At 38.0% G+C, this 25,816-nt stretch carries 31 protein-coding genes and 1 pseudogene; 15 read left to right on the forward strand and 17 right to left on the reverse strand.

Features of this window, described 5'->3' with window-relative positions:
- Window positions 1-18: 18 nt before the first annotated feature.
- Window positions 19-588: a thylakoid membrane photosystem I accumulation factor gene (locus CFPU101_RS12230; protein WP_206815617.1), complete on the reverse strand. Its 570-nt coding sequence runs from the start codon at window positions 586-588 to the stop codon at window positions 19-21.
- A gap of 48 nt (window positions 589-636) precedes the next feature.
- On the opposite strand from CFPU101_RS12230, the gene CFPU101_RS12235 reads away from it, so the two are divergent.
- Window positions 637-1,212 (forward strand): J domain-containing protein, encoded by a 576-nt coding sequence (locus CFPU101_RS12235; protein WP_206815618.1) that lies wholly within the window; start codon window positions 637-639, stop codon window positions 1,210-1,212.
- Window positions 1,196-1,465: a DUF3143 domain-containing protein gene (locus CFPU101_RS12240; RefSeq protein ID WP_206815619.1), complete on the forward strand. Its 270-nt coding sequence runs from the start codon at window positions 1,196-1,198 to the stop codon at window positions 1,463-1,465. Before CFPU101_RS12235 ends, CFPU101_RS12240 begins: the two co-directional genes overlap by 17 nt.
- A gap of 33 nt (window positions 1,466-1,498) precedes the next feature.
- Here the strand turns inward: CFPU101_RS12240 and CFPU101_RS12245 are convergent, their stop codons facing one another.
- The 3 genes from CFPU101_RS12245 to CFPU101_RS12255 all read right to left on the reverse strand — a co-directional run bounded on the left by CFPU101_RS12245 (window position 1,499) and on the right by CFPU101_RS12255 (window position 3,024).
- The gene (locus CFPU101_RS12245) at window positions 1,499-1,843 is read right to left on the reverse strand and encodes a hypothetical protein (RefSeq protein WP_206815620.1); all 345 of its coding nucleotides are present in this window, start codon (window positions 1,841-1,843) and stop codon (window positions 1,499-1,501) included.
- A 121-nt stretch (window positions 1,844-1,964) separates the two neighbouring features.
- On the reverse strand, window positions 1,965-2,294 hold the full coding sequence (locus CFPU101_RS12250; RefSeq protein ID WP_206815621.1) for a hypothetical protein: 330 nt from the start codon (window positions 2,292-2,294) through the stop codon (window positions 1,965-1,967).
- Window positions 2,295-2,436: 142 nt separating this feature from the next.
- Window positions 2,437-3,024 carry a hypothetical protein gene (locus CFPU101_RS12255; RefSeq protein WP_206815622.1) on the reverse strand — a complete coding sequence of 196 codons (588 nt, stop codon included), beginning with the start codon at window positions 3,022-3,024 and terminating at the stop codon, window positions 2,437-2,439.
- 111 nt (window positions 3,025-3,135) lie between these two features.
- On the opposite strand from CFPU101_RS12255, the gene CFPU101_RS12260 reads away from it, so the two are divergent.
- A complete protein-coding gene (locus tag CFPU101_RS12260; protein ID WP_206815623.1) occupies window positions 3,136-5,460 on the forward strand; it encodes a cation-translocating P-type ATPase in 2,325 nt (774 codons plus the stop codon).
- A 46-nt stretch (window positions 5,461-5,506) separates the two neighbouring features.
- On the opposite strand, the gene CFPU101_RS12265 is transcribed toward CFPU101_RS12260, so the two are convergent.
- The 3 genes from CFPU101_RS12265 to acnB all read right to left on the reverse strand — a co-directional run bounded on the left by CFPU101_RS12265 (window position 5,507) and on the right by acnB (window position 10,394).
- Window positions 5,507-5,893: an endonuclease domain-containing protein gene (locus tag CFPU101_RS12265; RefSeq protein ID WP_206815624.1), complete on the reverse strand. Its 387-nt coding sequence runs from the start codon at window positions 5,891-5,893 to the stop codon at window positions 5,507-5,509.
- A gap of 69 nt (window positions 5,894-5,962) precedes the next feature.
- A complete protein-coding gene (locus CFPU101_RS12270; protein WP_206815625.1) occupies window positions 5,963-7,669 on the reverse strand; it encodes a DUF262 domain-containing protein in 1,707 nt (568 codons plus the stop codon).
- Between the two features lie 118 nt (window positions 7,670-7,787).
- Window positions 7,788-10,394, reverse strand: a complete 2,607-nt coding sequence (gene acnB / locus CFPU101_RS12275) for a bifunctional aconitate hydratase 2/2-methylisocitrate dehydratase (protein WP_206815626.1) — start codon at window positions 10,392-10,394, stop codon at window positions 7,788-7,790.
- Between the two features lie 381 nt (window positions 10,395-10,775).
- Between acnB and CFPU101_RS12280 the strand changes: the two genes are divergently transcribed.
- Both CFPU101_RS12280 and CFPU101_RS12285 read left to right on the forward strand, forming a co-directional pair.
- Window positions 10,776-11,024, forward strand: a complete 249-nt coding sequence (locus CFPU101_RS12280) for a hypothetical protein (protein ID WP_206815627.1) — start codon at window positions 10,776-10,778, stop codon at window positions 11,022-11,024.
- Window positions 11,021-11,377, forward strand: a complete 357-nt coding sequence (locus tag CFPU101_RS12285) for a hypothetical protein (RefSeq protein WP_206815628.1) — start codon at window positions 11,021-11,023, stop codon at window positions 11,375-11,377. Before CFPU101_RS12280 ends, CFPU101_RS12285 begins: the two co-directional genes overlap by 4 nt.
- Window positions 11,378-11,451: 74 nt before the next feature.
- Here CFPU101_RS12285 and CFPU101_RS12290 read toward each other — a convergent pair whose 3' ends face one another.
- The 3 genes and pseudogenes from CFPU101_RS12290 to CFPU101_RS12300 all read right to left on the reverse strand — a co-directional run.
- Window positions 11,452-11,664 (reverse strand): hypothetical protein, encoded by a 213-nt coding sequence (locus tag CFPU101_RS12290; protein ID WP_206815629.1) that lies wholly within the window; start codon window positions 11,662-11,664, stop codon window positions 11,452-11,454.
- Window positions 11,665-11,875: 211 nt separating this feature from the next.
- Window positions 11,876-12,166, reverse strand: coding sequence for a circadian clock KaiB family protein (locus tag CFPU101_RS12295; RefSeq protein WP_206815630.1), 291 nt, complete (start codon window positions 12,164-12,166; stop codon window positions 11,876-11,878).
- A 43-nt stretch (window positions 12,167-12,209) separates the two neighbouring features.
- Window positions 12,210-12,461 (reverse strand): annotated as a pseudogene (locus CFPU101_RS12300) (C-3',4' desaturase CrtD); the annotation flags it as partial.
- Between the two features lie 69 nt (window positions 12,462-12,530).
- Here CFPU101_RS12300 and CFPU101_RS12305 point away from each other — a divergent pair.
- On the forward strand, window positions 12,531-13,100 hold the full coding sequence (locus CFPU101_RS12305; protein ID WP_206815631.1) for a Uma2 family endonuclease: 570 nt from the start codon (window positions 12,531-12,533) through the stop codon (window positions 13,098-13,100).
- Here the strand turns inward: CFPU101_RS12305 and crtD are convergent.
- Window positions 13,097-14,587 carry a C-3',4' desaturase CrtD gene (gene crtD, locus CFPU101_RS12310; RefSeq protein ID WP_206815632.1) on the reverse strand — a complete coding sequence of 497 codons (1,491 nt, stop codon included), beginning with the start codon at window positions 14,585-14,587 and terminating at the stop codon, window positions 13,097-13,099. The two genes, CFPU101_RS12305 and crtD, sit on opposite strands and share 4 nt — an antisense overlap.
- A 213-nt stretch (window positions 14,588-14,800) precedes the next feature.
- Window positions 14,801-16,774 (reverse strand): acetate--CoA ligase, encoded by a 1,974-nt coding sequence (acs, locus tag CFPU101_RS12315; protein WP_206815633.1) that lies wholly within the window; start codon window positions 16,772-16,774, stop codon window positions 14,801-14,803.
- Between the two features lie 115 nt (window positions 16,775-16,889).
- Here acs and CFPU101_RS12320 point away from each other — a divergent pair, with 115 nt between their 5' ends.
- From CFPU101_RS12320 to CFPU101_RS12335, 4 genes are all read left to right on the forward strand, one after another.
- Window positions 16,890-17,075 carry a type II toxin-antitoxin system HicA family toxin gene (locus tag CFPU101_RS12320; RefSeq protein WP_206815634.1) on the forward strand — a complete coding sequence of 62 codons (186 nt, stop codon included), beginning with the start codon at window positions 16,890-16,892 and terminating at the stop codon, window positions 17,073-17,075.
- A gap of 5 nt (window positions 17,076-17,080) precedes the next feature.
- Entirely contained in the window at window positions 17,081-17,365 is a 285-nt protein-coding gene (locus tag CFPU101_RS12325; protein WP_206815635.1) for a type II toxin-antitoxin system HicB family antitoxin, read from the forward strand.
- Window positions 17,366-17,431: 66 nt separating this feature from the next.
- On the forward strand, window positions 17,432-18,154 hold the full coding sequence (locus CFPU101_RS12330) for a pyridoxine 5'-phosphate synthase (RefSeq protein WP_206815636.1): 723 nt from the start codon (window positions 17,432-17,434) through the stop codon (window positions 18,152-18,154).
- A 37-nt stretch (window positions 18,155-18,191) separates the two neighbouring features.
- Window positions 18,192-18,518 (forward strand): MgPME-cyclase complex family protein, encoded by a 327-nt coding sequence (locus CFPU101_RS12335; protein ID WP_206815637.1) that lies wholly within the window; start codon window positions 18,192-18,194, stop codon window positions 18,516-18,518.
- A gap of 59 nt (window positions 18,519-18,577) precedes the next feature.
- Here the strand turns inward: CFPU101_RS12335 and CFPU101_RS12340 are convergent, their stop codons facing one another.
- Window positions 18,578-19,252, reverse strand: coding sequence for a Crp/Fnr family transcriptional regulator (locus tag CFPU101_RS12340; protein WP_206815638.1), 675 nt, complete (start codon window positions 19,250-19,252; stop codon window positions 18,578-18,580).
- Window positions 19,253-19,505: 253 nt separating this feature from the next.
- On the opposite strand from CFPU101_RS12340, the gene CFPU101_RS12345 reads away from it, so the two are divergent.
- The 3 genes from CFPU101_RS12345 to CFPU101_RS12355 are packed head-to-tail and all read left to right on the forward strand — an operon-like array spanning window position 19,506 to window position 21,181.
- Window positions 19,506-20,393 carry an Rpn family recombination-promoting nuclease/putative transposase gene (locus tag CFPU101_RS12345; RefSeq protein ID WP_206815639.1) on the forward strand — a complete coding sequence of 296 codons (888 nt, stop codon included), beginning with the start codon at window positions 19,506-19,508 and terminating at the stop codon, window positions 20,391-20,393.
- On the forward strand, window positions 20,394-20,960 hold the full coding sequence (locus CFPU101_RS12350) for a hypothetical protein (protein WP_206815640.1): 567 nt from the start codon (window positions 20,394-20,396) through the stop codon (window positions 20,958-20,960).
- A gap of 32 nt (window positions 20,961-20,992) precedes the next feature.
- The gene (locus CFPU101_RS12355; protein WP_206815641.1) at window positions 20,993-21,181 is read left to right on the forward strand and encodes a hypothetical protein; all 189 of its coding nucleotides are present in this window, start codon (window positions 20,993-20,995) and stop codon (window positions 21,179-21,181) included.
- Between the two features lie 119 nt (window positions 21,182-21,300).
- On the opposite strand, the gene CFPU101_RS12360 is transcribed toward CFPU101_RS12355, so the two are convergent.
- The 3 genes from CFPU101_RS12360 to CFPU101_RS12370 form a co-directional block, all read right to left on the reverse strand.
- On the reverse strand, window positions 21,301-22,248 hold the full coding sequence (locus tag CFPU101_RS12360; RefSeq protein ID WP_206815642.1) for a hypothetical protein: 948 nt from the start codon (window positions 22,246-22,248) through the stop codon (window positions 21,301-21,303).
- 89 nt (window positions 22,249-22,337) lie between these two features.
- Window positions 22,338-23,378, reverse strand: coding sequence for a polysaccharide pyruvyl transferase CsaB (gene csaB / locus CFPU101_RS12365; RefSeq protein WP_206815643.1), 1,041 nt, complete (start codon window positions 23,376-23,378; stop codon window positions 22,338-22,340).
- 90 nt (window positions 23,379-23,468) lie between these two features.
- Entirely contained in the window at window positions 23,469-24,008 is a 540-nt protein-coding gene (locus CFPU101_RS12370) for an NADPH-dependent FMN reductase (RefSeq protein WP_206815644.1), read from the reverse strand.
- A gap of 421 nt (window positions 24,009-24,429) precedes the next feature.
- On the opposite strand from CFPU101_RS12370, the gene CFPU101_RS25605 reads away from it, so the two are divergent.
- Both CFPU101_RS25605 and CFPU101_RS12380 read left to right on the forward strand, forming a co-directional pair.
- Window positions 24,430-24,603 (forward strand): type II toxin-antitoxin system HigB family toxin, encoded by a 174-nt coding sequence (locus tag CFPU101_RS25605; protein ID WP_242577915.1) that lies wholly within the window; start codon window positions 24,430-24,432, stop codon window positions 24,601-24,603.
- Window positions 24,554-24,988 carry a type II toxin-antitoxin system HigA family antitoxin gene (locus tag CFPU101_RS12380; RefSeq protein ID WP_242577914.1) on the forward strand — a complete coding sequence of 145 codons (435 nt, stop codon included), beginning with the start codon at window positions 24,554-24,556 and terminating at the stop codon, window positions 24,986-24,988. Before CFPU101_RS25605 ends, CFPU101_RS12380 begins: the two co-directional genes overlap by 50 nt.
- A gap of 209 nt (window positions 24,989-25,197) precedes the next feature.
- Here the strand turns inward: CFPU101_RS12380 and CFPU101_RS12385 are convergent, their stop codons facing one another.
- Complete coding sequence (locus tag CFPU101_RS12385) at window positions 25,198-25,734, reverse strand: hypothetical protein (RefSeq protein ID WP_206815645.1); 537 nt, start codon at window positions 25,732-25,734, stop codon at window positions 25,198-25,200.
- Between the last annotated feature and the right edge of the window lie 82 nt (window positions 25,735-25,816).

Below are 25,816 nucleotides of genomic sequence, written 5' to 3' on the forward strand. Positions count from 1 at the left end.
AGGGGATGCTTTTAGTTACTATTGTGGGACGAGTTCTGTATTAAACTCATTAAATGAGCGTCGTTCTAGGGTAGAAGATTTGTCGCGGGGTGCAAAATTAAAGACTTTTCTCAAAGCAGTATCGATTTCTTCAAACGGAACAACCCCTTTACCGTTATAAACTGTTTTGCCATTTTGATCGAGAATAACGGTTTGCGGAACAACACCTTGATAATAGTAGCCTGTTTCATTGGTCGCGTAGGAAGCTTTATTCTGAATTCCATCAACGCTGACAGGAATTAGATAAGCGAGTTTTCCATAAAATTCTTGCATCCGTGAAACAACGATCGCAAACTGTTTACAATCTCGGCTATCATCCAAATAATAGACCAAGATAATCGGTGCTTCACGTTTTAAAGCATCCGCAAAAGCCACTTTAGAAGGAACGAGAGAACCATTACCCGCATAGACGACATAAATATTACCATCAAAGCGATCGTCATTAATTCCCGCATTGACAGCTTTTACGCTCCATAGCTGGAAACTGGCTATCAAAGCGATTAAAATGATCAACAAAAATTTAATAGCACGTAGAGAGTAGGATTTCATAATTAAGTCAGTTAAAATATTCATTCAACAGTAATTAGCAAAAATCTTGTGACCCAAGAGCGATCTAACCCGCAATCGACTTCTCGTCAGATCCCTGTGTCAATTCGTTTGGCAGATACCTATTATGGCATTTTAGGGGTACATCCGTCTGCTTCGGCGATTGAAATTCGTCGCGCTTATCGAGAATTGAGTAAGCAATATCATCCAGATACAACTGAGTTAGCTGCATCAGTGGCTACAGCTAAATTTCAACGCTTAAATGAAGCTTATGGAACACTGAGTAATCCAGAACGACGAACTCTATATGACCTCAAAATCGGTTATTCTCGTATTAATGTGATTCAAGCTCCGCCAGAACGAGATCAAACTGATCAAGAACGATGGAAAAGATCAGCTTATCTTGATCCGACTGATCGACCTCTTTCGGGTGGTGAAATTTTTGCTTTATTTATCATGGGAATTACTTTGGCAGGGTGCTTGTTATTAGCGATCGCGGTTGCTATTCTACGAGGTGATAGCCTGTTTCCTGTTACCCACTCTTCGATCAACCCTCAACCGATTCAAGAAAGGATTATTCTAGTGTATAGTCCCTCTTATTCTCGATCATATGATGCCGACGGCTGAAACACCTTTATATAATCATCCCTTACCGCTTATCGAACAATGGCTATCAGACTTAGGCTGTCAACAAGATTCTGAGCAGCTTCATTTTTGGACAATAGAACGTCCGAACTGGAAAGCTGAACTGTCATTAGACGTTGAAGAATTAACAGTACGTTATCTTGATGCAGCTGAGGATGGTAATGATCTGATTCGATCGTTTAAATATTCTCTGAGTCGTCAAGACGTTGAATCCGCTATTTTTGGTGGCCCATAGACACAACTAAGGAGATTTGTCAATCTCCTTATTTTAAAATTTTACTTTTGTCGCCAACCAATTTGTAATCAATAAAGGACAATTGCGTTTAAACCAATACAAAGCTACTACTCTGAAAGTGGGACGGGTTAATTTAGCGATCCATTTGAGGAACCGATTTAACGATCGCGTCTTAAATTTTTTATTAATTAAATTAATCGAACCGACATCATACAAACAATCCAAAATCCTTTTCACTGTAACTTCTTCGCGTTCAACTAACTGTTCTAGAAGCAGTAAAACATCATTCATTCTTTGTTGCTTAATGCGTTCTTCTTCGGTAACAGCAGTAACAATAATAGGAACATTAGCGAGGTTATCTGGTTTGCGAGTTAGCATAAGCGATCTGGTCTTGGATAATAATCGAAATCATAAGCGATCGCTTAAATTCTAACCTGCTCTTGAAGATTTTAGTAAGTTTCCTGTGCTAGAAAAAAAATCAGCATTTGGGAGGATAATATTATCGAGTTGGCTGATCAATACGTCCTCTTTGTATCATCACATCTCGATTAAAAGTTTGACCCCGTCCACGACGATAAAAACGAGAAGGATCATCGGATCTGTAAGAATCGTTATTAATAATGATTATATTTGTTTGAGTCGGTCTGCGATAATCTGAGTAGTTTCGATAGTTAGAGCGTCGATTATAGTACGAGCGACCTGTAACATCGGGGCTAACTTCTCGAATAATCGTAATTCCAGAAGGGCTGACGGTTTGAGCTTGTGCTACTGGTGTGACTCCCAACCCAATTACACTTAAACACAGTAATGCGATCGTTGATTTAGTCATATTCACTCCAGTTAAAAAAGTGATTTCTTAAAGGCAGTGATTCCACAATCCTTAGCAAATAAATGCTTTTTTTGCCATTTAAGTTTAATTAATATTTCTAGGGAACTCAACTTTTTTGAGTAAAACTAATTTTAATTTTAACTTAAACCTTAATTGAACTGGGTTGATTAACTGCTGCAATAATGCGATGACAACCAGATTCAGGTTTAGCCCATTGATAAATATACTCTTTTGGATCTCCCCAACATAATCCTAAATAGAGATCTGTTCGAGTGGCATCTATCTCAGCCCATTCTGCTTGTTGAATCAAGTCTGCAATCATCTTTTCTGAAATGGGGAATTGACAATCAACGGCTAACCAAAACTTCATATTTTGCGTCATTTCTTGCCAAAATTCGAGAATTGAGGATTTAGCCGCCATTAAAATCTCTTTATCACCCGAAACGGCAATTAATTGATTATGAATTTCGGGAAATTGAATCGTTTGGTTATTAAAGGTACAGACACGCCAAATAACACCCGATACCTGATATTCTCGCTGATACTCATGAATTTGACGACGAAAATCTTGATAAGCAAAAACTTTACCCACTTTCTCTAAGTTTAATGCTTTGGCTAAAACAGGGTTATCAATGCGATTGGCACAATTTAATAGAATACGTTCTCCATTACACGTAGCCCGCATCTCTGTGTCTAATATGTTAATCAGTTGTTGCGTCGTGTAAATCATTACAAAAGAACCATTAAACAGAGTTTCCTTAACATCAGTGTACACAGGATTTTGAGAAGATTCACGCTTGTTATCATGAGGATAGGAATTCAACTATCAACTAAACCCTCTATGATTCAATCTCCAGAAAAAACAACGCTACAACCGATAAAAACAGCTACACTCGATGTTAAGGGGATGAAGTGTGCAGGCTGTGTGAGTGCTGTAGAACGACAATTAAGCGAGAATGCGGGTGTAACTTCAGCTTGTGTTAATTTGGTGACAGAAGTTGCCGTAGTTGAATATCTTCCCGAAGTGGTTCAACCCGAAAACTTAGCCGACAAACTCACTGATATCGGTTTTCCCTCGCAACCTCGTGTTAGTCAAACCATTGAGCAATTAAGTCAAAAAGCCACGCAAAAGCGAGAAACTGAACAAAAAGAGCAAATACGGGGTTTAGTCATTGCTGGACTGTTGTTATTTTTCTCGACACTCGGACATTTAGAGCATAGTGGCGGGCCGAGCATTCCTATTCTAAATTATATTGGTTTTCACTGGGCTTTAGCAACGTTGGCGTTATTGATTCCTGGTCGTCCCATTTTAGTCGATGGTTGGCGCGGTTTGTGGCACAAAATCCCTAATATGAATACTTTAGTGGCTTTAGGGACGCTCAGTGCTTATCTAACAAGTTGTATTGCTTTGGTGTTTCCTCAATTGGGTTGGGAATGCTTTTTTGATGAACCCGTAATGTTACTCGGTTTTATTTTACTCGGTCGTACTCTAGAAGCAAGGGCCAGAAGTCGCGCAGGAGTCGCATTAGAAGCATTAGTCGCTTTACAGCCTCCCATTGCTTACTTAATTGGTCATGCTCATAGTTTAGATCAATCGGGTATTGCGATTCCCGTTGAACAGGTGAAAGTCGGTGAATGTTTAAAAGTTTTACCAGGAGAAAAAATACCAGTTGATGGCAAAGTGGTGATTGGGGAAACGACAATAGATGAATCGTTATTAACGGGTGAGTCGATACCTGTCGTCAAGCAATTTGGGGACATTGTAACAGCAGGAAGTTTAAATCTATCGGGTGCGATCGCAATTCAAGCCACTGGAATCGGTTCTGATACAACTCTAGCCAAAATTATCGCATCTGTCGAAGAAGCACAAACTCGGAAAGCCCCAGTACAACAATTAGTCGATACGGTTGCGGGTTATTTTGCCTACTCAGTGATTACTTTTGCGACTCTAACCTTTTTGTTTTGGTATTTTATCGGTGTCAAGTTATTTCCCTCGGTTCTTAATGTGATGGAAATGAATCACGAGATGGGGATGATGATAACACCTTCTCCTATGATCTTAAGTTTAAAGCTTGCGATCGCAGTTTTGGTCATTGCTTGTCCTTGTGCGTTGGGTTTAGCGACTCCAACGGCGATGTTAGTGGGGACGAGTATCGGTGCAGAACGCGGTATTTTGATTAAAGGTGGCGATATTTTAGAGAAAGTTCATCGTTTAAAAACAATTGTTTTTGATAAAACAGGAACGCTCACTGTAGGACATCCTCAAGTGACGGATTGTCTTAGCTTGACAGATGTCTCAGAAGATGCTCTATTACAACTGGCGGCAACAGTAGAAAGTGGTACGAATCATCCTTTAGCAACAGCGATACTCGATGCCATACAAGAAAAAGAATTACCTCTTTTATCGGGAAGTGATTATCAAACTGAGGCAGGTTTGGGGGTATCGGCAAATGTCGCAGGAAAACGGGTTTTATTGGGTAATAGAGACTGGTTAAAGGCTCAGGGGGTGATAATTCATAATCATGCAGAACCGCTTTTAGAGCAAGGAAAAACGGTGGTTTATCTGGCGAGTGATGAGCAGTTGCTTGGTATGATTGCTCTACAAGATCAATTACGTCCTGATGCCCTCTCTACGGTTAGACAATTGAAAGATTTAGGATTAGAAGTTATTTTAATTACAGGGGATCATGACGTGATTGCTCAAGCCATTGCTCAACAACTCGGAATTACTCACGTTTATGCAAATATCCGTCCTCAACAAAAAGCAGAATTGATTCAATCGTTCCAGAATCATTCTTTAGTTGCTATGGTGGGAGATGGGATTAATGATGCTCCAGCTTTAGCTCAAGCTGATATCGGTATTGCTTTAAAAGGGGGAACCGAAGTCGCTATTGAAACGGCTGGCATTATTTTGATGCGCGATCGTCTTTCGGATGTTGTAGAATCAATTCGATTGAGTTTGGGAACTTTTCAGAAAATACGTCAGAATCTATTCTGGGCTTTAGGATATAATCTTATTGCAATTCCGATCGCTGCGGGTCTTTTACTTCCTCGTTTTGGTTTTATTTTAAGTCCTGCGGTTGCCGGTGCTTTTATGGCTTTTAGTTCAGTGACAGTCGTAACCAACTCTTTATTATTGCGTCGTCAGTTTCCCAATGTTAAATAGAGTTTATATTAAATCTTAGAGTTGTAGGAGAGCAAAGCCCCCTTCCTTATAGGGAAGGGGGTTGGGGGGTTAGGTCACAAGCATCTAATATTTGTTTTAAAACATCTTCTATATTTTCTGTTACTTCTTCATTTTTTATCCGTAATATTCGTAATCCTTTAGCTGATAAAATTTCATCGCGTTCCCTATCATACTCTACTCGCTCTTGATGAATGTCGCCATCGATTTCTATAACTAAACCTGCTGCATGACAGTAAAAATCTACAATAAATCCATCAATAATTTGCTGACGACGAAAGTGTAAACCATTAAGATTATTTTTTCGTAATTGTTGCCAAAGAATTTTTTCTGTTGGAGTCATGTTACTACGAAGTTCTTTAGCGCGTTGTAGTTTAATGGATGATATGTGTTGTCCTGTAACGATATGTTTCATTTTGACCTCTCCCCTAATTTCTCTCTACCGCCCCCTAGCCCCCTCCTACGTGGAGGGGGAACAATCTATCTATCTTGGCCAAACTTTAATCGCTAAATCAGCTAGATGATTAGCTCGGTTTTTGATCTCTTCTTCATTCCAAGTATTTAGTTGACAAAGATATTTATTAAGATACACATTACTGTCCTTGAATAATTTAAGCTTTTTATCAAATGAACTATTTGATAAACTCGAATTATAGGCTGTCAAAGTTAAATTTCCTAAAGTGTGAACCAAGTTTTTATGAATTTTAGCATGGGAATTACCTAATGTATTTTGCCAATCTGAAGTTAGTTTCTGTGGCATAATATGTTCAATACTAAGATTAGTAAAATTTACTATTTCTTGAGTTTGATGACTTTCCAGAATTTCTAAAAAAAGCTTAACTCGATCATTTGAACTTTTACTATATATAGACTTTGTCATTATTCCCTGCTTGAATTCATCATCTGATGGCCATATTTTTTCGCCCTCGTAACTTTCCAAAACTTGGTATAATCCATCTGCTAATGTTGCCAGATTTTTATTTTTTACTGTCTGAGTAACTTCTTTATAGAGATTATCAAATATTTTTCCTAAAGATTTAGTAGGTTTATCAGTAAAAAAACGTCGAACAAAATATGATTCTAAATAGTTTAGTATTCTCACAAAATCATTTATACATAAACGCTTTTCTTGATAATCATTATAAACATTTAAAAGAAAAATATGACAAGTGCTAAAATCTAATCGATTAAAGTAAGTAAAAAATTTTTTTAAGTTGGCTTCTTCTTCAAGCTCAGAAAAAGCCATACGTTGATAGTAGTAAGAAAATTTTATAATTTTCTCTAATTCATCTTTAATGTTTATATTTGAGCAATCAAGGTGTTTTCTAATGGCTTTATATACATCTTTTTGATTAACAGATTCTCCATCTTTGCGAAGATAAAACCAAAAAGAATTGGTTAAAATATTGGCAAATTTATCCTCTTGGGGAATTATATTTTTAAACGAAGTTTCTAATGGAAGCCATTTTTGTGCATATACCGTATCTCGCTCATTATGCGGTAATTTCATAAAAATATAATTCCTTACTAAATCTGCCTGAGTTAGCTCTTGACCTTTATTATTCAAACTTTCAAATATCAGATAAGGATTATCTCGATCATCAGAAGTGATATTGACAAACACAATTCGTTCTAGTAATAAATTTTTATATCTTCCATAATCAATTTTTGCTTCTGATTTCTTTGTTTTAAGCCGTTCTCTGAAAAAATCATAGGCTTTAAAAATCATTTTACTCTTTAAAGTATCATTAATAGATTCGTCTAAAATTATTTTTTTATAAACTTCTTGATCGTCTTGAGTAGGTAAAACTTTATAGTAATTATTGTCACTTTTAAATTTATTGATTAGGTAGCATTCATATAATTCTTCAGCTAATTTGACCCCATGTGCATTTTCTTCTTTTAAATAAAAACGTAAACTTAATAATATAATAGTTAGCGTAATTAGTCTTTGCTGCCCATCAATTACTAAATATGGCGATATACTATCGGCTGTTCCAGGAAGTGCTTGTGTAACAATGGAACCGAGAAAATGAGAACCTTCTATCTCATTATTATATAGTCTCATTAAATCTTCCCACAAAGTTTCCCAGTCGCTTTTTTTCCAAGAATAAGGTCTTTGAAAAAGAGGAATCTGAAATTGCTTAGTACCCTCTAATAAATTGCGAAAACTCGTCTCTGATGCTTTCATAATGCTTTGTCGTGTATTTTCTTTTTTTAGAGTTCCCAATTTTCCGACAAAACTAACATCAAATCCGAAAATATCAGTAGATAAAAGCCCCCTTCTTTGTAGGGAAGGGGGTTGGGGGTTAGGTCGTACCGACGGGCATTCCTAAAATATCCTCAATGCGGGGCATTTCATCAAGGGGAATAACTCGACCTTCGTCTTCAAAATTAGCAATTTGATCGAAGTTAAGATAGCGGTATAAATTACCCTCAAAAGGCTTAATTTTATCCGCAACAATTGATAAATATTCCTCAACAGTGGGAATTCTTCCGAGTAATGCACACACCGCAGCGAGTTCCGCAGAACCCAAATAAACTCGCGCATCTTTCCCCATACGGTTATTAAAATTGCGGGTAGATGTGGAAAACACTGTCGCACCGTCAGGAACCCGTGCTTGGTTGCCCATACACAGAGAACAGCCTGGCATTTCAGTACGCGCCCCTGATGCAGCAAACACGCCATATACGCCTTCTTCCCGTAACTGTTGTTCATCCATGCGAGTTGGGGGACATATCCAGAGTCTCGCTTTCGTTTGTCCAACTCCTTCTAAAATCTTAGCAGCAGCACGATAATGTCCGATATTGGTCATACAAGAACCAATAAAGACCTCATCAATTTTGTCGCCTGCACATTCTGAGAGTAGTTTAACATTATCAGGATCATTCGGTGCAGCAACGATCGGCTCTTTAATCTCACTTAAATTAATTTCAATGATATCGGCATATTCTGCATCTGCGTCGGCTTCCATCAAAATAGGATTAGCCAGCCATTGCTCCATTTTAGCAACACGGCGTAGGATGGTTCTAGCATCAGAATAACCTCTTGCAACCATGTTCTTTAACAGAGCAACATTAGAACGCAAATACTCAGCCACCGTATCGGTACTCAATTTTATTGTACTTCCCGCACAAGACCGTTCCGCCGTCGCATCGGTTAACTCGAATGCTTGTTCAACTTTTAAGTCAGGTAAACCCTCCATCTCCATGATGCGACCATTGAAGACGTTTATCTTATTCGATTTTGCTACAGTTAATTTACCCTCTTGCATGGCAACGTAGGGAATAGCGTTCACAATATCCCGTAGTGTAACCCCTGGCTGTAATTCTCCAGTAAATCGTACTAAAACCGATTCTGGCATATCTAAGGGCATCACGCCTAAAGCAGCAGCAAATGCGACTAAACCTGAACCTGCTGGAAAGGAAATACCTAGGGGAAAACGAGTATGAGAGTCGCCACCTGTTCCCACCGTATCGGGTAACAGCATTCGGTTTAACCATGAGTGAATGATACCGTCACCTGGACGTAATGCGACACCTGCACGTGTAGAGAAAAAGTCGGGTAATTCGTGGTGTGTTTTAATATCTACAGGTTTAGGATAAGCTGCGGTATGACAAAAACTCTGCATCACTAAGTCCGCATTAAACCCAAGACAAGCGAGTTCTTTTAATTCATCTCGTGTCATTGGGCCTGTAGTATCCTGAGAACCCACTGTAGTCATGATGGGGTCGCAAGATGTACCCGGACGTACTCCAACTAAACCGCAAGCCTTCCCGACCATTTTTTGCGCGAGTGTGAAGCCTTTTCCAGTGTCTTTGGGCATCACTGGACGGGCAAATAGATCACTTGTTCCGAGTCCTAATGTTTGGCGAGTTCTATCGGTTAAACCACGTCCAATAAGCAGAGGAATACGACCACCTGCTCTGACTTCATCTAAGATAGTGACAGGTTTGAGTTCAAAGGTCGAAATAACTTCCCCTGCTTCATTAGTGATTTTACCTTCATAGGGATAAATTGTGATTACATCCCCTGTATTCATTTTAGTAACATCACATTCGATGGGTAATGCGCCAGAGTCTTCTGCTGTATTAAAGAAAATGGGGGCAATTTTTCCGCCTAAAATATAACCACCTGAGCGTTTATTGGGAATAAAGGGGATATCTTCGCCAATATGCCATAAAACCGAGTTAATCGCGGATTTTCGAGATGAGCCTGTTCCGACCACATCACCCACATATGCTACAGGATATCCTTTTTGTTTGAGTTGTGCGATCGTATCTAGTCCCCCAAGCATTCTGCTTTCTAACATGACTGTCGCGTGTAGGGGAATATCTGGGCGACTGGTAGCATGAGGTGCGGGGGATAAGTCATCGGTGTTGGTTTCACCTGGGACTTTAAAAACAGTAACGGTAATTTCTTTTTTGACTTTCGGTTTACTGATGAACCATGAACCGTTTGCCCATGCGTCTAAAACTTCTTTAGCATACGGGTTCGTATCGGCTAATTCGACCACTTCATTAAAGACATCGAAAACAAGTAAAATTTTACTTAAAGCAGATGTCGCCGTTGATGCGATATTGGGATCTCTCGATTTTAGTAATTCGACTAATGATTGTACATTATACCCACCGACCATCGTTCCAAGTAAACTAACTGCACCTTGAGCCGAAATTACGGGAGTAACTATCTGTCCTTTTGCTACACCTGTTAGAAAACCTGCTTTAACATAGGCTGCTTCATCGACTCCAGGGGGAACTCTATCACGCAATAATTCTAATAGTTCTCCTTTTAATTCTTCGGTTGGGTTTTTCAACATTTCGCAAAGTTCAGAGGTTTGTTGAGCATTTAATGGTAAGGGAGGGATACCTAATTTAGCTCTTTCTGCGACGTGTTGACGGTATTCTTCTAACATTTTGATGTGTTTCTCCTGATGGTTGCATTGATGTTCAGTCTAGTTGAAAGATCAATTTTGGAAGGGTATCTATTGCTACCTTGAGTCATGCAGTGGAATTTAGTATATAGTCATCTTGCTGCTCTATTTAATCATGTTCAAGTGATCTTAAGGAAGGATGACAAGAATTTAGCTTTATTTATATTGTAGTCGTTATGAGTTTAAAAAAGACTGAAGACAATTTGAACTGATTTAATGTATTTTGAGAGCTAGGTCGTGTAGAAATGTTTAGTAAAAACAGAAATGACTATCCCTAAAGCTATTCAAGATTTAATTAATCAATTATTGCAAGAATTGAATGAGATTGAATAACGCTCAAGGCATGGATTAGCTTTAGCCAGCTTGCTTTTATCACACTTTTCTAACAATGCTAAACTACTTGGAATAACTGCTACACTAACCAATGCTCTTTTTCTGGTTAGCAACTTTAGAAAACGCATTGCATTCATCGTAACTAGACTTGACACGGCAGATATAGCGGATGAAACCATACAAGAAGCAGGAGAAGACCTATCAGAATTTCTAGGACGGATTTTAGAAAGTAAAATATCAGTAGACCAAGCAGTAGGGATTCTGGAGGATTTAGTATGACACAAGCTAATTTAACACAAAAACAAGAAGAACAACTAGCACAAGCATTAGAACTGACTCAGCAGTTTGAACAAAAACTTCAAGAGCTTGATCAGTTTAGTGATGCTTTTGTACAAAAATATAAAAGGGAAAGCATTTTCAATAGCTTTAAAGAGAGAATTAATTTAGGACAGCAAAATCAAATCCCAATTGAAGCCAAATTAATTCTTTTAGGAGAAGTTATTTATGCAGCAGAAAAACAAGATATAACGCCTAATCAAGCTAGAAAATTAGAAGAATTATTAGGTTTATCTAAGTATATTCAAAATTATTCAAAGATTAGAGAACAAGCAATATTAGGAGAGTTAGTTTAATTAGATACTTAGATACTCTGTAAAATTGTTACAACGTATCTCTAAACAACTTTGTCAAACAAAATTGATTATAACTATGCTGTTTCTATTTCTTCTTCTTGTCCCCAAGAAGAAATTCCACCCGCTTCGTAATCTTTTTGCCAGCCATCATCCCATACTTGTTGAGGATCATTAACGACTTGTTCAAAATCATTAATATGTCTTTTAACACATTGATGTCCCAACGCCTGACCAGCACCATATAAAGCACCTTTTGTCACTATCCCCGCGCCTGTTATGAGATCCATATTTTTAAGTTTCCTTTTAACTTAAAATAAACTTTTATCATATTAAAGTTAATAAAATTTAATTTCATCAGGAGCTTTACTTAAGTAAATTCTCTTAGGAAATAACTATAAGTCTACTCGCTGCTCTATTTAATCATGTTCGGGTGATGTTAAGGAAGGATGACAAGGGTTTGGCTTTATTTATATTGTAGTCGTTATGAGTTTATTTTTTTTAATTAAAATCTGCGTCGTAACGAACTAAGTTTAAACCTAATATAACTTTTTGTGTATCGGTTAGATCGCCGATGATCCGTTGTAGAGGTAGGGGAAGTTGTTTAATAAGAGTTGGAGTGACGATAATTTTTTCTTGTTCGGCTAAATAGGGTTGTTCTAGAACATCAATAATTTCTACACTGTATGGATCATCTAATTCTTCTCGACAAATACGAAATAGATTTGCGATCGCTCTTTGGGATCTGATAGAATTTCCCGTAATGTAGAGTCTAAAAGTATATTTATTCATAGCTATGACCGAGGATTTGACCTCGATGCAATATTAATGTTATTCAATGATTAATTTGTCGAACTACGGTTAATTCAGAATAACTTACGCCTGCGGTTCCTTGACTGGGGTGAGTGGAGTCACCCACTAACCAAAGATTTTTCACTCTTGTACGAGTCGCGATCCCAAAGGGGCCAAAAGTTGGTATTCCTTGTCCAATTTCTCCAACAATACCTTTATCCATAGCAGTATATCGCGCAAATGTCAAGGGTGTCGCTGATTCTTTGTGAATAATTGTATCGGGTGTCAGATTAAAATCAAACGTAAAACCTTTGCGTTTAAAAATTGCTCATAATATATTTTATTCACTTTCAATTCAATAGACATGATTTTTGAGTCAACAAAAACTTTAGCTAAATGGTCGCTTGATGACTACCATCGCATGATTGAAGCAGGTATTTTAAACGATCGCAAAGTAGAATTATTATCAGGAGAGATTGTCGAAATGACTCCAGAAAGTCCGTTTCATAGAGTTTATGGCGAAGGATTAGTCAATTATTTACGAACTCGTTTAAAAGATCGTGCTTGGGTTAGTGAAGCTCGTCCTATTACTTTAGCAAATTCTGAACCTGAACCCGATATTGCTATTGTGAGACTACCTTGGTTCCAGTACAGTCAGCATCACCCCTATAGTGAAGATATTTTTTGGCTGATTGAAATTTCGGACTCTACACTCAATAAAGATCTTAATGAGAAAAAACAATTATACGCTCAAGCAGGAATTTTAGAATACTCGGTTGTTGATGTCAAAGCAAAAAAAGTCATTGTTTTCCAGCAACCTGAAGGAAACAATTATCGTATCCAACTAGAATACACGACAGGAAACATCGCGCCTCTTACATCCCCCGATGTCGAAATACCAGTAGAAAAAATTTTTAATGGACAAATTATTTAATGCTCAATTTGTCGTACTACGGTTAAAGCCGAATAACTTACGCCTGCGGTTCCTTCACCAGGGTGAGTCGAGTCACCCACTAACCAAAGATTTTTCACTCTTGTACGAGTCGCAATGCCAAAGGGGCCAAAAGTTGAGATTCTTTGCCCTATGCCTCCGACAATCCCGTTCTTTCTAGCAGTATATCGCGCAAATGTCAAGGGTGTAGCTGATTCCTGGTGAATAATTGTATCGGCTGTGAGATTAAAATATGAACTGAGTCGCTCTTGTGCTTCTTGGGTATATTGTTGTTTTAAGCTTTCGTATTCTTCTTTTGTCCCTTTCCACCAGCTATCCGTATTGGTAAAAGAAGATGCAATAATAGTCGCTTTTCCATCAGGGGCGCGTCCATCATTGGGTTGACTGACAGACACAAACAGGGAATTATTTTCACCAATGGGGCCATCATAATCATAGAGAAACTGTAGATGAGGTGGGCAGTTTTCTGGAATTGCTTCTCGTTTAACTCCCAAATAAATAACAAATGCGCCAGATGGTTCGGGTAATTTTTCGACTCTTTTTTGATAAAGAAGATTAGATAAATTTTCGGTCATTTGTACTAAATTTTGTACTGTTACATTCGCCACAATTTGATCCGCTTCTTCTGTCCAAGTTTTTCCGTTTTTTTGATTTCTGACAGTAACTCCTATTGCTTTTCCTTGTTGGGTGTGGATAGTTTCAACGGTGTGACGCATTTCTAGTTTACCGCCATATTTTTCGAGGGCTGTCACTAGACGATCGCTCAATACTTGCATACTTCCTTTAAGGTGATACAATCCTTGTGGGGCTTGCGAAACAGATAAAGCCGTCGCCGCATACAAAAGAGCCGTTTCGTCCGCGCTGACTTGGGAGTATAGTTTTAACTGTAGATCCAAAAATGTTTTAAGGCGTTGATCCGAATATAAACCATACAGTTTTAAAGCTTCTCCAACGGTCATCAAAGTAAAAGGAACCGTAATTAAAGTATCAGGGCGTAACGCTTGAACCAGTTGCCAAATATCCCAAAAGTTGCGGGGGGGTAATACGGGATCTCGTGACTGGAACCGCCAACTTGCTTGAAATAGTTTTGCTAAAAGTTGCCAAAACGGTTCACTATTGGGAAATTGTTTTTGTCGTTCTGCTTGCCATTTTATCGGATCTCGCCACACTCGTATCGGTTCAGTTTCATTCGGGAGAAAAACAGCACAAGCGGGATCACAATAAGTAGCATCAGGCAATTCAATTTCTAATTCAGAGAAGATACGATGGTGAATGCCTCCTGCTTCTAAACCTGCTACCTGAGTCGCCCCAACATCAAAAATAAAACCTTTGCGTTTAAAAGTCGATGCACAACCCCCAGGAACGATCGCTTGATCATATATTGTTACTTGATAACCTCTTTTGGCTAGTAATGCGCCTGCGGTTAAACCTCCTATTCCTGCACCAATAACGATAATGTGATCTTTCATGCCCGTTTACTGTAATCACTTTTCTTTAGCCTAAAAAGTTTTTTACGATTTGTAAACCTTTTTGACTTTACCAAATGCTTTAGAAACTTATACTTGATAGTTCCCCCTCTTATATATAAAAGTACTCCTAATAGTTCCCTCTCCTATGAGGAGAGGGTTAGGGTGAGGTGGAGGGGGTTAGGGGGCGGTGAAAAGGGAAACACTCAACACCAATTAGGAACCGCTACGCAACTTATCTAGAACGCTTCTATCCTCTAAAGTAGAAGTATCGCCGACAATTTCTTGACCTGCTGCTAGACTACGCAACAAACGCCGCATAATCTTACCTGAACGAGTTTTTGGCAGAACATCGGTAAAACGAATTTCGCCAGGACGTGCGATCGCGCCAATTTCCTTAACCACATGGGCTTGAAGCTCTTTTAAAAGTGCGTCAGAAGCCACATAATCGCCCTCTAGAGTCACGAAAGCGTAAATTTCCTCTCCTTTGAGGTCATCGGGCTTACCCACGACTGCTGCCTCAGCAACCGATGGATGAGACACTAAAGCCGATTCTATTTCCATTGTTCCCAAACGATGACCCGCAACATTGATCACATCATCAACGCGACCCATCACCCAGAAATAACCCTCTTCATCCTGACGACTGCCATCACCTGCAAAATAAAAATACTGCCCATCTTGCGGGGCGATGTGTTCCCAATAGGTATTACGGAAGCGTTCAGGATTTTTATAAACTGTCCGCATCATACTTGGCCAAGGATGTTTAATGACTAAATAACCGCCCTCATTGGCAGGAACAGGAGTACCATCGAGATCCACAACTTCGGCTATAATACCAGGAAACGGACGTGTAGCAGAACCTGGTTTAGTCGGTGTTGCACCTGGCAATGGTGTAATCATAATTCCACCTGTTTCCGTTTGCCACCAAGTATCAACGATCGGACATTTTTCTTTTCCAATCACCCGATGATACCAGATCCAAGCTTCAGGGTTAATCGGTTCGCCAACCGTTCCTAATAAACGTAAAGAAGATAAATTACGTGCATTCGGTAATTCTTCACCCATTTTAATAAACGCACGGATCGCCGTTGGTGCAGTGTAGAAAATATTAACTTTATATTTTTCGATGATGTCCCAAAAACAACCTAAATTAGAAGGACGCGGCACCCCTTCATACATCAAAGTTGTCGCACCATTGGATAACGGGCCATACACAATATAACTATGTCCTGTGATCCAACCGACATCAGCCGTACACCAATAGACATCAGTATCTTTGAGATCGAAGATCCATTTAGTGGTGATATGGGTGTATAAATTATAGCCCGCTGTTGTGTGAACCACCCCTTTCGGTTTGCCAGTAGAACCCGAAGTATAGAGAATAAATAACATATCCTCGCTGTCCATCGGTTCAGCAGGACAGTCATCAGACACTTGTTTTTGGAGTTCGTGCCACCAATGATCGCGCCCTTCAATCATTGTAATCGGTTCTTTAGTACGCTGTACCAACAGCACATTTTGGACACTTGGACAAGCATTATCAGCTAAAGCGAGATCAACTTGTTCTTTGAGGGCGACGACTTTATCTTTACGGAAGCCACCATCTGCAGTAATAACTAGAGTTGCTTCAGCATCATTGAGACGTTCTTTTAAGGCTTCTGAACTAAACCCACCAAAGACCACGCCATGAACCGCACCAATTCTCGCACAGGCTAACATCGCGATCGCAGCTTCTGGGATCATGGGTAGATAAATTCCCACACGATCCCCTTTTTTTACGCCTAACTGTTTCATCACATTAGCAAACTGACAGACTTCCCGATGTAATTGGGCATAGGTCAGAGTTCGGGTATCGCCTGGTTCCCCTTCCCAGATCAGAGCCGCTTTATTCCGTCTCCATGTTGTCAGATGTCTGTCAATACAGTTGTAACAAATATTAATCTTTCCACCAACAAACCATTTAGCAAAGGGTGGATCGCTCCAATCTAGTACAGTATCCCATTTCCCGAACCAGTCTAATTCTTGTTCGGCCAGTTCTGCCCAAAAAGCAACAGGATCAGCTTTAGCCTTTTCATAAAGTTGTTCATACTCAGTTAAGCTTTTGATGTGTGCGTTTTGGGAAAATTCCGACAGTGGGTTGAAGACTCTTTCTTCATGTAAAACCGATTCAATAGTAGATTCTGACATATCGTGTTTGTCTTATCTAATTTCCTTGTTGATAGCCGATTGTCTCATACTTACGCTCTTGTTGTGAGCTCAAGATTACATGAGGAAACGATGAGGTAAGTATTAAAATCATTTTATGAAGGTGAAAGAAATCATTAAACTCCTTGAAGATGATGGCTGGTCTTTGGTCAATACTGAAGGCAGCCATCGTCAATACAAACATCCTTTTAAAAAAGGTAAAGTCACCGTTGCAGGTAAATTAAGCGATGAAATCAGAAAAGGTACGCTCAACAGTATTTTAAAGCAAGCAGGTTTAAAATAAAGAAGATGGATAAATATTTAATCGTTCTTGAAAAAACCTCTACTGGATTTTCGGCATACTCACCAGATGTATTAGGTTGTATTGCCACTGGTGACACAATAGACAATACTTTACTCAATATGAAATCTGCCTTAAAACTGCACCTTAAAGCCATGTCAGAAGATGGAGAAGTCATCCCACAACCGAGGGGTATTGAATCTTATCTTGAAGTAGTAAGCGAGTCAGATGGGGAAGATTATTTAATGACTCATATTCCCATCAATGAAATTTTAGCGATGCAATACTCTTAAAATTTAATGAAGAATTTGATTAAAATGAAAGTCTAGACTAATTTCTAAGATAGGAGAACTTTAGTTTTGCTGACACTAGGTGTTAATATTGACCACGTAGCAACCGTTCGACAAGCCCGCAGAACCGTAGAACCAGATCCTGTAGCGGCGGCGGTTTTGGCAGAATTAGGGGGTGCAGATGGCATTACAGTTCATCTGAGAGAAGATCGTCGTCACATTCAAGATCGAGATGTTCGGCTATTGCGGCAAACCGTGAGAACTCATTTAAACTTAGAAATGGCACCAACTGAAGAAATGGTTGCGATCGCGATCGAGATTAAACCCGATTATGTAACGCTCGTTCCAGAAAAACGGCAAGAAGTCACAACAGAAGGCGGTATCGATATTGTCGGGAATTTAGATCGTTTTACTGGAGTGGTCGAACAATTACAAAGTGCTGGCATTCCTGTAAGCTGGTTTATTGATGCCGAACCTTCTCAAATTGAAGCCGCAGTAAAAACACAAGCGAAATTTATCGAACTGCATACAGGAAAATATGCAGAAGCCCATAATGAGGCTAGTCGTCACAATGAGCTAGAATTTTTAAAGAAAGGTTGTGAAATTGCGATCGCTTCTGGTTTACGTGTCAACGCAGGACATGGCTTAACCTATTGGAATGTTTATCCTGTCGCTTGTCTGCCAGGGATCGAAGAACTTAATATTGGACATACGATTATTAGTCGTGCGGTTATAGTTGGACTCGAACGCGCTGTTAAAGAAATGAAATTAGCCATGCGTGGCCAATTATAATTAATGAGAGTTGTAGGAACGCACTTAAGGAACCATCATGACCACTTATTATTATGTTTTAGCGAGTCAAAAATTCTTACTCGAAGAAGAACCCTTTGACGAAGTTCTCAAAGAGCGAACCAGAAATTATCAAGAACAAAACAAAGAAATTGATTTTTGGTTAGTTAAACAACCTGCTTTTCTAGAAAGCCCAGAATTTTCTCAAATTAAGGCTAAATGCCCTCAACCTGCTGTAGCGATTATTTCTACTAATCCTCAATTTGTTACTTGGCTAAAATTACGCTTAGAATATGTGATTACAGGCGAATTTCAAGCCCCATCGGATACTATTCCATCACATGACGCATCTTTAGCATCTGTGTAATTAGATTGTAGAAAGGGTTTGATGACCAAACCCTTACATAAAATAAAACTAAGATTTTTTTACTGTAACAATTTGGGTAACCCAATTAAATGCTCATCATAGAGAAAAATCAACCCTTGTTGACGGAGTTTTCCCATCAGACGAGTAACGGTAACACGGGTTGTACCAATTGCACTAGCCATTTGACTATGAGTTAAAGGATAAGGCAAGTAATAACCTTGTTCGCAGGGTTTACCATATTCATCAATTAAAATATTAAGAAAACCCATCAAACGATCAACCGAACGTTTTTGACCTAGAATACTTAGCCAAAATAGTTTACGTTGATGCTGATAGCGAAATGTCTCAAAAATTTCTTGACGCAAATTAGGTAAATGTTCCAAGTCTTGCCAATAGATCCAAATTAGAACCGTCTCATCAAGATGAGAATAAGCTTCTAGCTTAAACTGAGGCTGAGAGACTATTTCAAACGGTTGCCCCTCTCCGACAAACCCTAAGAAAACTTCTTCGCTGGTGCTTAAAGCTGTTGCTTTTGTGTTTAACACATTCATTTGAGCTTGGCCAACTATGCGGATCGCTCCTTTTTCTACTATATAGATTAATCCAGGACGAGTCGGGATCGGTTCATCTTTGCCGAAAGTGCGATCGCGGTAATGCGACTTAGCCCAAGCAAAAACATCGGATTTTTTTAAGAGAGGTTGATTTAGCGATGGGCACTGAATAGAGGGTGACATTCGGTACAAACAATGACAAGTCAGTGAAAGTGATGTAGGTCAATCTTGAACACGTTTATCGATCGTAACAAATAATCTACCGAAAATGCAGAGTTACTCGTTATAACCATAAGTATAAATAACTAATTTTTTCAAGTCTATCAGAGTATGGGTCGTTTCATTGATTAATTCTCTAAAAGTGTTCCTAAAGCAAAAACTCTACAATCATTCCATAGAGTTACAATAAATTTAGCCAGTCGTAGATTACTGTTCTATGATTTTTATCAACCCGAAAACGGATTTCGCTTTTAAGAAAATTTTCGGTTCAGAAGAAAGTAAAGATATTCTGATCAGTTTTCTGAATGCTCTTTTGTATCAAGATCATCCAACGATTGAAGATTTAGATATTCTTAATCCCTATTTAGCTCCCAGAATTCGAGGGATGAAAGATACTTATTTGGACGTTAAGGCAAAATTAAAAACAGGGCAAACAGTTATTATCGAAATGCAAGTCCTTAATGTAGAAGGATTTGAAAAAAGAATTCTTTATAATGCGGCAAAAGCTTATTCAATTCAACTCGACATTAGAGATAGTTATAGTCGGCTTAATCCAGTGATTGCTCTGACGATTACTGATTTTACGATGTTTCCTCAGTTTGATAAATTAATCTCTCGTTTTGCTCTTAAAGAAACTGAATATTTATTTGATTATTCAGTTTATGATATTGAATTAGTTTTTGTCGAATTGCCGAAGTTTACTAAGAAACTCTTTGAGTTAGAAACAGTTGCCGATAAATGGCTATATTTTCTTAAAGAAGCAAGAAAATTAGGAGAAGTACCTGATATTATGGAAGAAGTACCAGAAATTCAAAAAGCTTTTAGACTCGCTAATCAAGCTAATCTAACAAGAGAGGAATTAGAAGACGTAGAACATCGAGAAATCTTTATTCAAGATCAGCGAAATGCCATTATCAAAGCGACTAATCAGGGGTTAGCACAAGGGATCGAACAAGGAATCGAACAAGGTAAAAAACAAACACAAATAGAAATTGCTAGAAAATTACTCGATATTTTAGATGAAGAGATGATTAGTCAAAAAACGGGTTTAACTATAGAAGAGGTTTTACAACTTAAGCAAAATTCTACTGATGAAGATGGTTAAATGGATAGTTGTTTACCTTTAACTGAGCCTTCAATTAAACGATCGCTTTTACAATACCTCTCTATTAGCTCTTTATCATTGACTCAAGTTTCATCACCAATTGGCATTATTTATCAAAGTTCAATCGCCTTACAATTAGCCAAAGGAAATCTAGAAAAAGCGCAAGAAATCAATAAAAAAATTATTAATAATATAAGTTTAGCTAACAATCAAACTGGATTAAAATTCATGGTTAATTCTAATCACTTTGGTTTGTTAGAATTTTTGATAGAGCAGAAAGAAATCAATATATGGCTACAAATATTACCTAAACTACTGATAGAAAATTATTCTTTTTCTTTATTAAATGATCATCCTACAGATATAAAAAATGATGTTTTTCCTTTACAATATGCTCATGCAAGATGTTGTTCACTACTACGCTTAGGACATTTAGATCATCTAATTCAGCTAAAAACTTTAGATTTTAATCAATTAGCTTGGTTTTGGTTATTACCTGAGCCAATTCCTTTTGAGCGCATCCTTGGGCAACAAAAAGAAGAAAAAGACTTATTGAGCAAATTATAAAAAATATTGATGATATAGATAGTGTAAACTCAATGAAATTAGCAGTGGATCTGAGTAAAGACTTTTTAAAATTTGAGCAGTATTGTCGTATTTGGGGAGAGGTGAAGCTTCAAAATCCCACTTTAGCCCAGGCTCGTTTAGGACTAATTGCGATCGTACAATTCGTACTGAGATATTTACTTAGGGAAAAACTCGGATTAAATCCCTTAATAGAACTCTAGAACGAGCGTGACAAAACGGAGAGTTATCGCTATACTCGAGAGTAGTGTGAGGAGCGAACCAGTTAGAGAGCCGAGACGAAACGCGGCCAGTCGTCGGTTCTCTTTCTGATTTTTAGAGTTTATGAAGATTGTTCTCTTAAAAATGTCGGTAAATCTACGGATTTAGAAGCGGTTTTTTTCCAAGTAGAATTAGACGGCGTAATTGAAAAAGATAAATTCTTTTGCTGATTAAATTCCTGCGCTTGTAATATGGGTTCGCTATCTTCTAATTTGGCGAAAAACTCATCTAAAGAGTCCTCTATATTCGGTTCAACAATGGCGAAATTAGTGTCTGATGTTGCAACCGTTTCTATTTTGGGTTCATCATTCGACGTTGGTTCAACCCAAGCATTCATTGTTTTATGAGTTTGCGCTTCGATTTCTTGTTCTACATTTGTCCAAGGTTGAATAGAGGCAGTTTTGGGAATGAGTGGAATGACTTTTGCTGATGAATTCGTTTCGTTTTCCGACAATTGTTCTAAAGCTGACTTATATTGTAGAGTGTAGCGTTGCTGGCGATGCAACCGAGTTTGTAATTCTCTCATGTGTTTTTCTACGGTGAGAAGTTGATGGGTTTTGCCAGTTTGATCCTCTTGTAGTAACGCACATTCTCGCTCAAGATAAGCTAATTGTCCTTGAGTTTTTTCTAATTGTGCAGACAGATGATTAATAACGCTTTGTTGTTGTTGTATCGTTTGTTGAAAAGATTCTAATTCACTCTCGAGACGCTCAATTTTTTCGGGGGTTTGGTTAAGTTCTTCGCTTTGTTGACTAATTAATGATTCTGCACTCCGAAACCGTCTTGTTTGAATTTGTAAGTTTTGTTGCGCGTCTGACAAAGCTTGCTCTAAATGTACTATGGTTTTGTGTAGATGCTGATTTTGTTGGCGTAGAGATTGAGCCAAGGCAAACCAATCGGTTTGAGTCGATTCAACATCAATAACCTCAACTTGTGCGTCTGCGGGTTCTGATGGAATTTCTGGAACTTCAATTTTAAGGTCAAGAGAATGAGGGTTAATTTCCGTCATAAGGATTTGAGTAAAGACAGCCTTTATTATGTTTTACGACGAAACCTTAATGATGAACGTTCCGCTCCCAGTTATGCCATAAGATATATCTACTGAGCTAATTTTTCTAAAATTTCTTGGTGCATTAAGGCACGATCGATTAAAGATTGAATACGATCGCTACTTAAGGCTTCACCATTGGCAAAATGTTCGATCCATGTGCTACTAATTTGATACGGTTGTTCTGGTAGTGAACTGAGTTCCCAACCTGAAATATTAGTTTCTTCCATTAACCGACTGACTTTGGGATCATAACTAAGGGCAAAACAGCGACATTCTTCTGCTGCTGCCATAATCAGACTATGTAAACGCATTCCAATCAGCATTTCTACGCCACGAAATAACCCTTTTAACTCTCTGGGATCTTCTAACGTTATAATTTGATGTGCATCTAGGGGCAGTTTTTGGGCAATAGAACGCGCAATTTCTAAATCTTGGGACAATTGAAAGGGAACGAGTAAGATAAAAGTCTGGGTGGCTTTTTGAAAATCGACTAACGCTTGTGTCAGAACTTCTAGACGTTGTGGGGTTAATAAAGGATGCGATCGCATATTTACCGCAACTCTGGGCGCGCGGTATACTGCTAACTGCTTGACAGGTTTAGCTTCTAATGCCCATACAGGATCGGGTGCTATGATTGGGTTAATATTCCATTCTGCTACTAAGAAAGCTGAACCAGAGTCCCTGACACTAATTGCGGTACAGTTTTGTAAAACCTGTTTTGTGATCCAACGAGTTAAAGGACGTTTTAAAGGGCCAATTCCTTGCGCCCAAGCAACAGTTTTTAGTCCTTGTTGTTGCGCTAAAGCCATTAATCCACCATAATAGACGGGACTCGCCGCACTGGTGACATCTTGCATCAAACTACCACCACCCCAAATAAAGACATCTGACTGTTTGAAAACTTTTAAAATATCAAATGTCGAACGACTGTAATAACTCTCGACACCGTAACTTTTTTGGGTTAATTTGGGGTTATTCGATAAGACGATCGGGGTTATCTGCTGTGGTAACATTTGCAGCAGGGACACTAAAAGAGCTTCATCACCGCCGTTTCCTTTACCATAGTATCCACAAATAACCGCTTTCATTTGCCCCTATCCCTTTCTTGGTCGTAGAGCAATTATATCCATTGGTGGTATTAAAAAAAATGTGGGTTTGACAACCAAACCCATACATTTCTATGCTTTAAGTCTCTGGGTGATGTCAATTAAACTTTGGGCAAATTGGTCAAAACGTTGCGATAGTTTTTGATCGACGATTTTTCCTTCTAAGTCAAAAGCTTTCCAGACTTGACCTACAGCAATTTGATCAGGGATGACAAATGCGTGAACCCATCTCATGATCACCCGTAAATCATTGAGAGCATTACTATTTGACTGACCCCCCAATACACTAATTAAACCCGTCACTTTTCCTGTAAATTCTTCAAAACCCATCAAGTCTAGGGCATTTTTTAGTACACCACTAACCGAACCGTGATACTCTGGGGTCGCTAAGATTAAACCATCTGCTTCTTTTACAGTTTGACTCATCTTTGCAACATCGGGATAGTCTGAATAATCATCACCACCGTCACAAAACGGTAAATTTAGCGTTCTTAAGTCTAAAATTTCCATGTCTGCACCTAACGCTTTAACGCGGGTCGCTGCTACTTCTAAAGCTTGTGCAGTATAGGATTCAGCGCGGAGGCTTCCATTTATTCCAACAATTTTAACCATAATCTCTAAAACGAACTCATAACGACTACATATAATATAACAAATTTTAAGGAGTTCAGGGGTCTTGATCGTAATGTAATCTAGCTTCCTAATTTTTTTCTATTTCTGAAGTAGTGTATAAATAGTAGACAAAGGAAGAAACATTTCTAGAGGTTCACATAAGATTCTGTGTAAAAAAACCGACAATTTTCTAAAGTTAAAATAAACGTATTTTTAGGATTCGGTGAGAAAGAAGATTATATTGATGAAACAGAGAAATGGATTAAATGAGATTAAGGCAACTGCTACCTAAATGCACATTATTACTCAAAGACGGCTTAAAGAATTCTGGCAGAAACATCCTGATGCTCAAACTAATCTTCAAATCTGGTATGATCGTACTAAAATAGCTCGATGAGAAAACTTTGCAGAATTACGCCAAATTTTTCCTTCAGCCGATCAAGTTGCCAATCTTACGGTTTTTAATATTAGTGGAAACAAGTTTAGATTGATTGCCTTAGTCGATTACACTTATCAAAAAGTTTTTATTCGCCATATCATAAGCCATGCAGAATATGACACAGACAACTGGAAAAAAGACTCTTGGTATAGCTAATGAGCATCAATATATAGAATTACTTCAATCATTTTCTCCTCGTCCGATTACTTCAGAGGATGATTTAATAAAAACTCAAAATATCATCGATCATCTGATAGATCAAGGCGAATTAACACCAGATGAACAGGATTATTTGAATGTTTTAGCGAGTTTAGTCCGAGATTACGAGGAACTAAATTACCCAATGCTTAAACAAGATTCAGTTGAATTACTAAAAGCACTTTTAGACGAATCTAATCTTCAACCTCAAGATTTACAAGCTATTTTTAAAAATGCATTAAATGTGTTTGATATTCTAAATCGAAATACAGAATTAACCATTAGTCAAGTCAAAAAACTAGCTAATTTTTTCAGAATTTCTCCTGAAGCTTTTCTCGGATAAAATTTACTTTGTACTCTGTTCCGAAAAAAGATCTAAAATTTAGACTCAACTATTATAAATCTCTAATTTTTCTATTCCTGAAGTAGTGTAGGAATAGCAGTAATGAGTATTTAGAATAACGATCGTAGTAAGTTTTAGAGTATGGTCATCATCAATAAGCGAGTAGTTTTTGTCCAAGTTTTTGACTTTAAAATTTACTTGTCAATGAGTTAATGATCAATCTTTAGATTGATCATTAACTCATTTAATTGTTTTTCAGCTTCTTGATATTGAACTTTAAATTTAAAAAATTGGCTTTTAAATTTTTGAAACTGATCTCTCAGATTCTTTGACTCAGTTCTAAAATTTTGTGTGGGCTTTCTTAACTCAGTTAACTTGAGTATAATATCTGCTTTGTCAATTTTTGTTAAATCCTTTGTCTGAAACACTAAGCTTAAAAATAATTTTAAGTTTTTTGAAGTAATAGTGGAGTCATGAGTAGTGGGGAATTCCTTCGTTAAATATTGTTCAGTAAACTCTACTAAAAATTTTTCAAGTTCAATCATCTTAAGGCTCACTTCGGCGAAGGCATTAGACAATTCAAAATTACTCTGTTGAAGTTCTTGCTTTGTTTCATCTAATTCTTGTTGTGTCTTTTGCAAAATTATATTTTGACTGTCAACTAAATCTTGCAAAAATACATTTTGTTCATGCAGTAACTCTAATTGCTCAAGGAGAATGACTAAATCTTGAGTATTGATTCTCATTTACGCCTCATTTAAAAAGCTGGCTGATTCAATAACCATTTACAGTAATGATAACTTAATCTAAGTAGGTGGTCAGAATTAA

Source organism: Chroococcus sp. FPU101, from assembly GCF_017312365.1.
Taxonomy (GTDB): Bacteria; Cyanobacteriota; Cyanobacteriia; order Cyanobacteriales; family Microcystaceae; genus Chroococcus.

What these genes read in the sequence shown, in the direction of transcription:
- CFPU101_RS12360 (WP_206815642.1), bottom strand. Translation starts at nt 22,248, where the DNA reads ATGACGGAAATTAACCCTCATTCTCTTGACCTTAAAATTGAAGTTCCA.
- CFPU101_RS12245 (WP_206815620.1), bottom strand. Translation starts at nt 1,843, where the DNA reads ATGCTAACTCGCAAACCAGATAACCTCGCTAATGTTCCTATTATTGTT.
- CFPU101_RS12340 (WP_206815638.1), bottom strand. Translation starts at nt 19,252, where the DNA reads ATGTCACCCTCTATTCAGTGCCCATCGCTAAATCAACCTCTCTTAAAA.
- CFPU101_RS12345 (WP_206815639.1), top strand. Translation starts at nt 19,506, where the DNA reads ATGATTTTTATCAACCCGAAAACGGATTTCGCTTTTAAGAAAATTTTC.
- CFPU101_RS12260 (WP_206815623.1), top strand. Translation starts at nt 3,136, where the DNA reads ATGATTCAATCTCCAGAAAAAACAACGCTACAACCGATAAAAACAGCT.
- CFPU101_RS12295 (WP_206815630.1), bottom strand. Translation starts at nt 12,166, where the DNA reads ATGAATAAATATACTTTTAGACTCTACATTACGGGAAATTCTATCAGA.
- acnB (WP_206815626.1), bottom strand. Translation starts at nt 10,394, where the DNA reads ATGTTAGAAGAATACCGTCAACACGTCGCAGAAAGAGCTAAATTAGGT.
- CFPU101_RS12325 (WP_206815635.1), top strand. Translation starts at nt 17,081, where the DNA reads ATGGATAAATATTTAATCGTTCTTGAAAAAACCTCTACTGGATTTTCG.
- CFPU101_RS12380 (WP_242577914.1), top strand. Translation starts at nt 24,554, where the DNA reads ATGCAGAATATGACACAGACAACTGGAAAAAAGACTCTTGGTATAGCT.
- CFPU101_RS12285 (WP_206815628.1), top strand. Translation starts at nt 11,021, where the DNA reads ATGACACAAGCTAATTTAACACAAAAACAAGAAGAACAACTAGCACAA.
- CFPU101_RS12370 (WP_206815644.1), bottom strand. Translation starts at nt 24,008, where the DNA reads ATGGTTAAAATTGTTGGAATAAATGGAAGCCTCCGCGCTGAATCCTAT.
- CFPU101_RS12305 (WP_206815631.1), top strand. Translation starts at nt 12,531, where the DNA reads ATGATTTTTGAGTCAACAAAAACTTTAGCTAAATGGTCGCTTGATGAC.
- CFPU101_RS12250 (WP_206815621.1), bottom strand. Translation starts at nt 2,294, where the DNA reads ATGACTAAATCAACGATCGCATTACTGTGTTTAAGTGTAATTGGGTTG.
- CFPU101_RS12350 (WP_206815640.1), top strand. Translation starts at nt 20,394, where the DNA reads ATGGATAGTTGTTTACCTTTAACTGAGCCTTCAATTAAACGATCGCTT.
- CFPU101_RS12335 (WP_206815637.1), top strand. Translation starts at nt 18,192, where the DNA reads ATGACCACTTATTATTATGTTTTAGCGAGTCAAAAATTCTTACTCGAA.
- CFPU101_RS12385 (WP_206815645.1), bottom strand. Translation starts at nt 25,734, where the DNA reads ATGAGAATCAATACTCAAGATTTAGTCATTCTCCTTGAGCAATTAGAG.
- CFPU101_RS12355 (WP_206815641.1), top strand. Translation starts at nt 20,993, where the DNA reads ATGAAATTAGCAGTGGATCTGAGTAAAGACTTTTTAAAATTTGAGCAG.
- CFPU101_RS12265 (WP_206815624.1), bottom strand. Translation starts at nt 5,893, where the DNA reads ATGAAACATATCGTTACAGGACAACACATATCATCCATTAAACTACAA.
- CFPU101_RS12290 (WP_206815629.1), bottom strand. Translation starts at nt 11,664, where the DNA reads ATGGATCTCATAACAGGCGCGGGGATAGTGACAAAAGGTGCTTTATAT.
- CFPU101_RS12230 (WP_206815617.1), bottom strand. Translation starts at nt 588, where the DNA reads ATGAAATCCTACTCTCTACGTGCTATTAAATTTTTGTTGATCATTTTA.
- CFPU101_RS12255 (WP_206815622.1), bottom strand. Translation starts at nt 3,024, where the DNA reads ATGATTTACACGACGCAACAACTGATTAACATATTAGACACAGAGATG.
- CFPU101_RS12320 (WP_206815634.1), top strand. Translation starts at nt 16,890, where the DNA reads ATGAAGGTGAAAGAAATCATTAAACTCCTTGAAGATGATGGCTGGTCT.
- acs (WP_206815633.1), bottom strand. Translation starts at nt 16,774, where the DNA reads ATGTCAGAATCTACTATTGAATCGGTTTTACATGAAGAAAGAGTCTTC.
- crtD (WP_206815632.1), bottom strand. Translation starts at nt 14,587, where the DNA reads ATGAAAGATCACATTATCGTTATTGGTGCAGGAATAGGAGGTTTAACC.
- CFPU101_RS12240 (WP_206815619.1), top strand. Translation starts at nt 1,196, where the DNA reads ATGATGCCGACGGCTGAAACACCTTTATATAATCATCCCTTACCGCTT.
- CFPU101_RS12270 (WP_206815625.1), bottom strand. Translation starts at nt 7,669, where the DNA reads ATGAAAGCATCAGAGACGAGTTTTCGCAATTTATTAGAGGGTACTAAG.
- csaB (WP_206815643.1), bottom strand. Translation starts at nt 23,378, where the DNA reads ATGAAAGCGGTTATTTGTGGATACTATGGTAAAGGAAACGGCGGTGAT.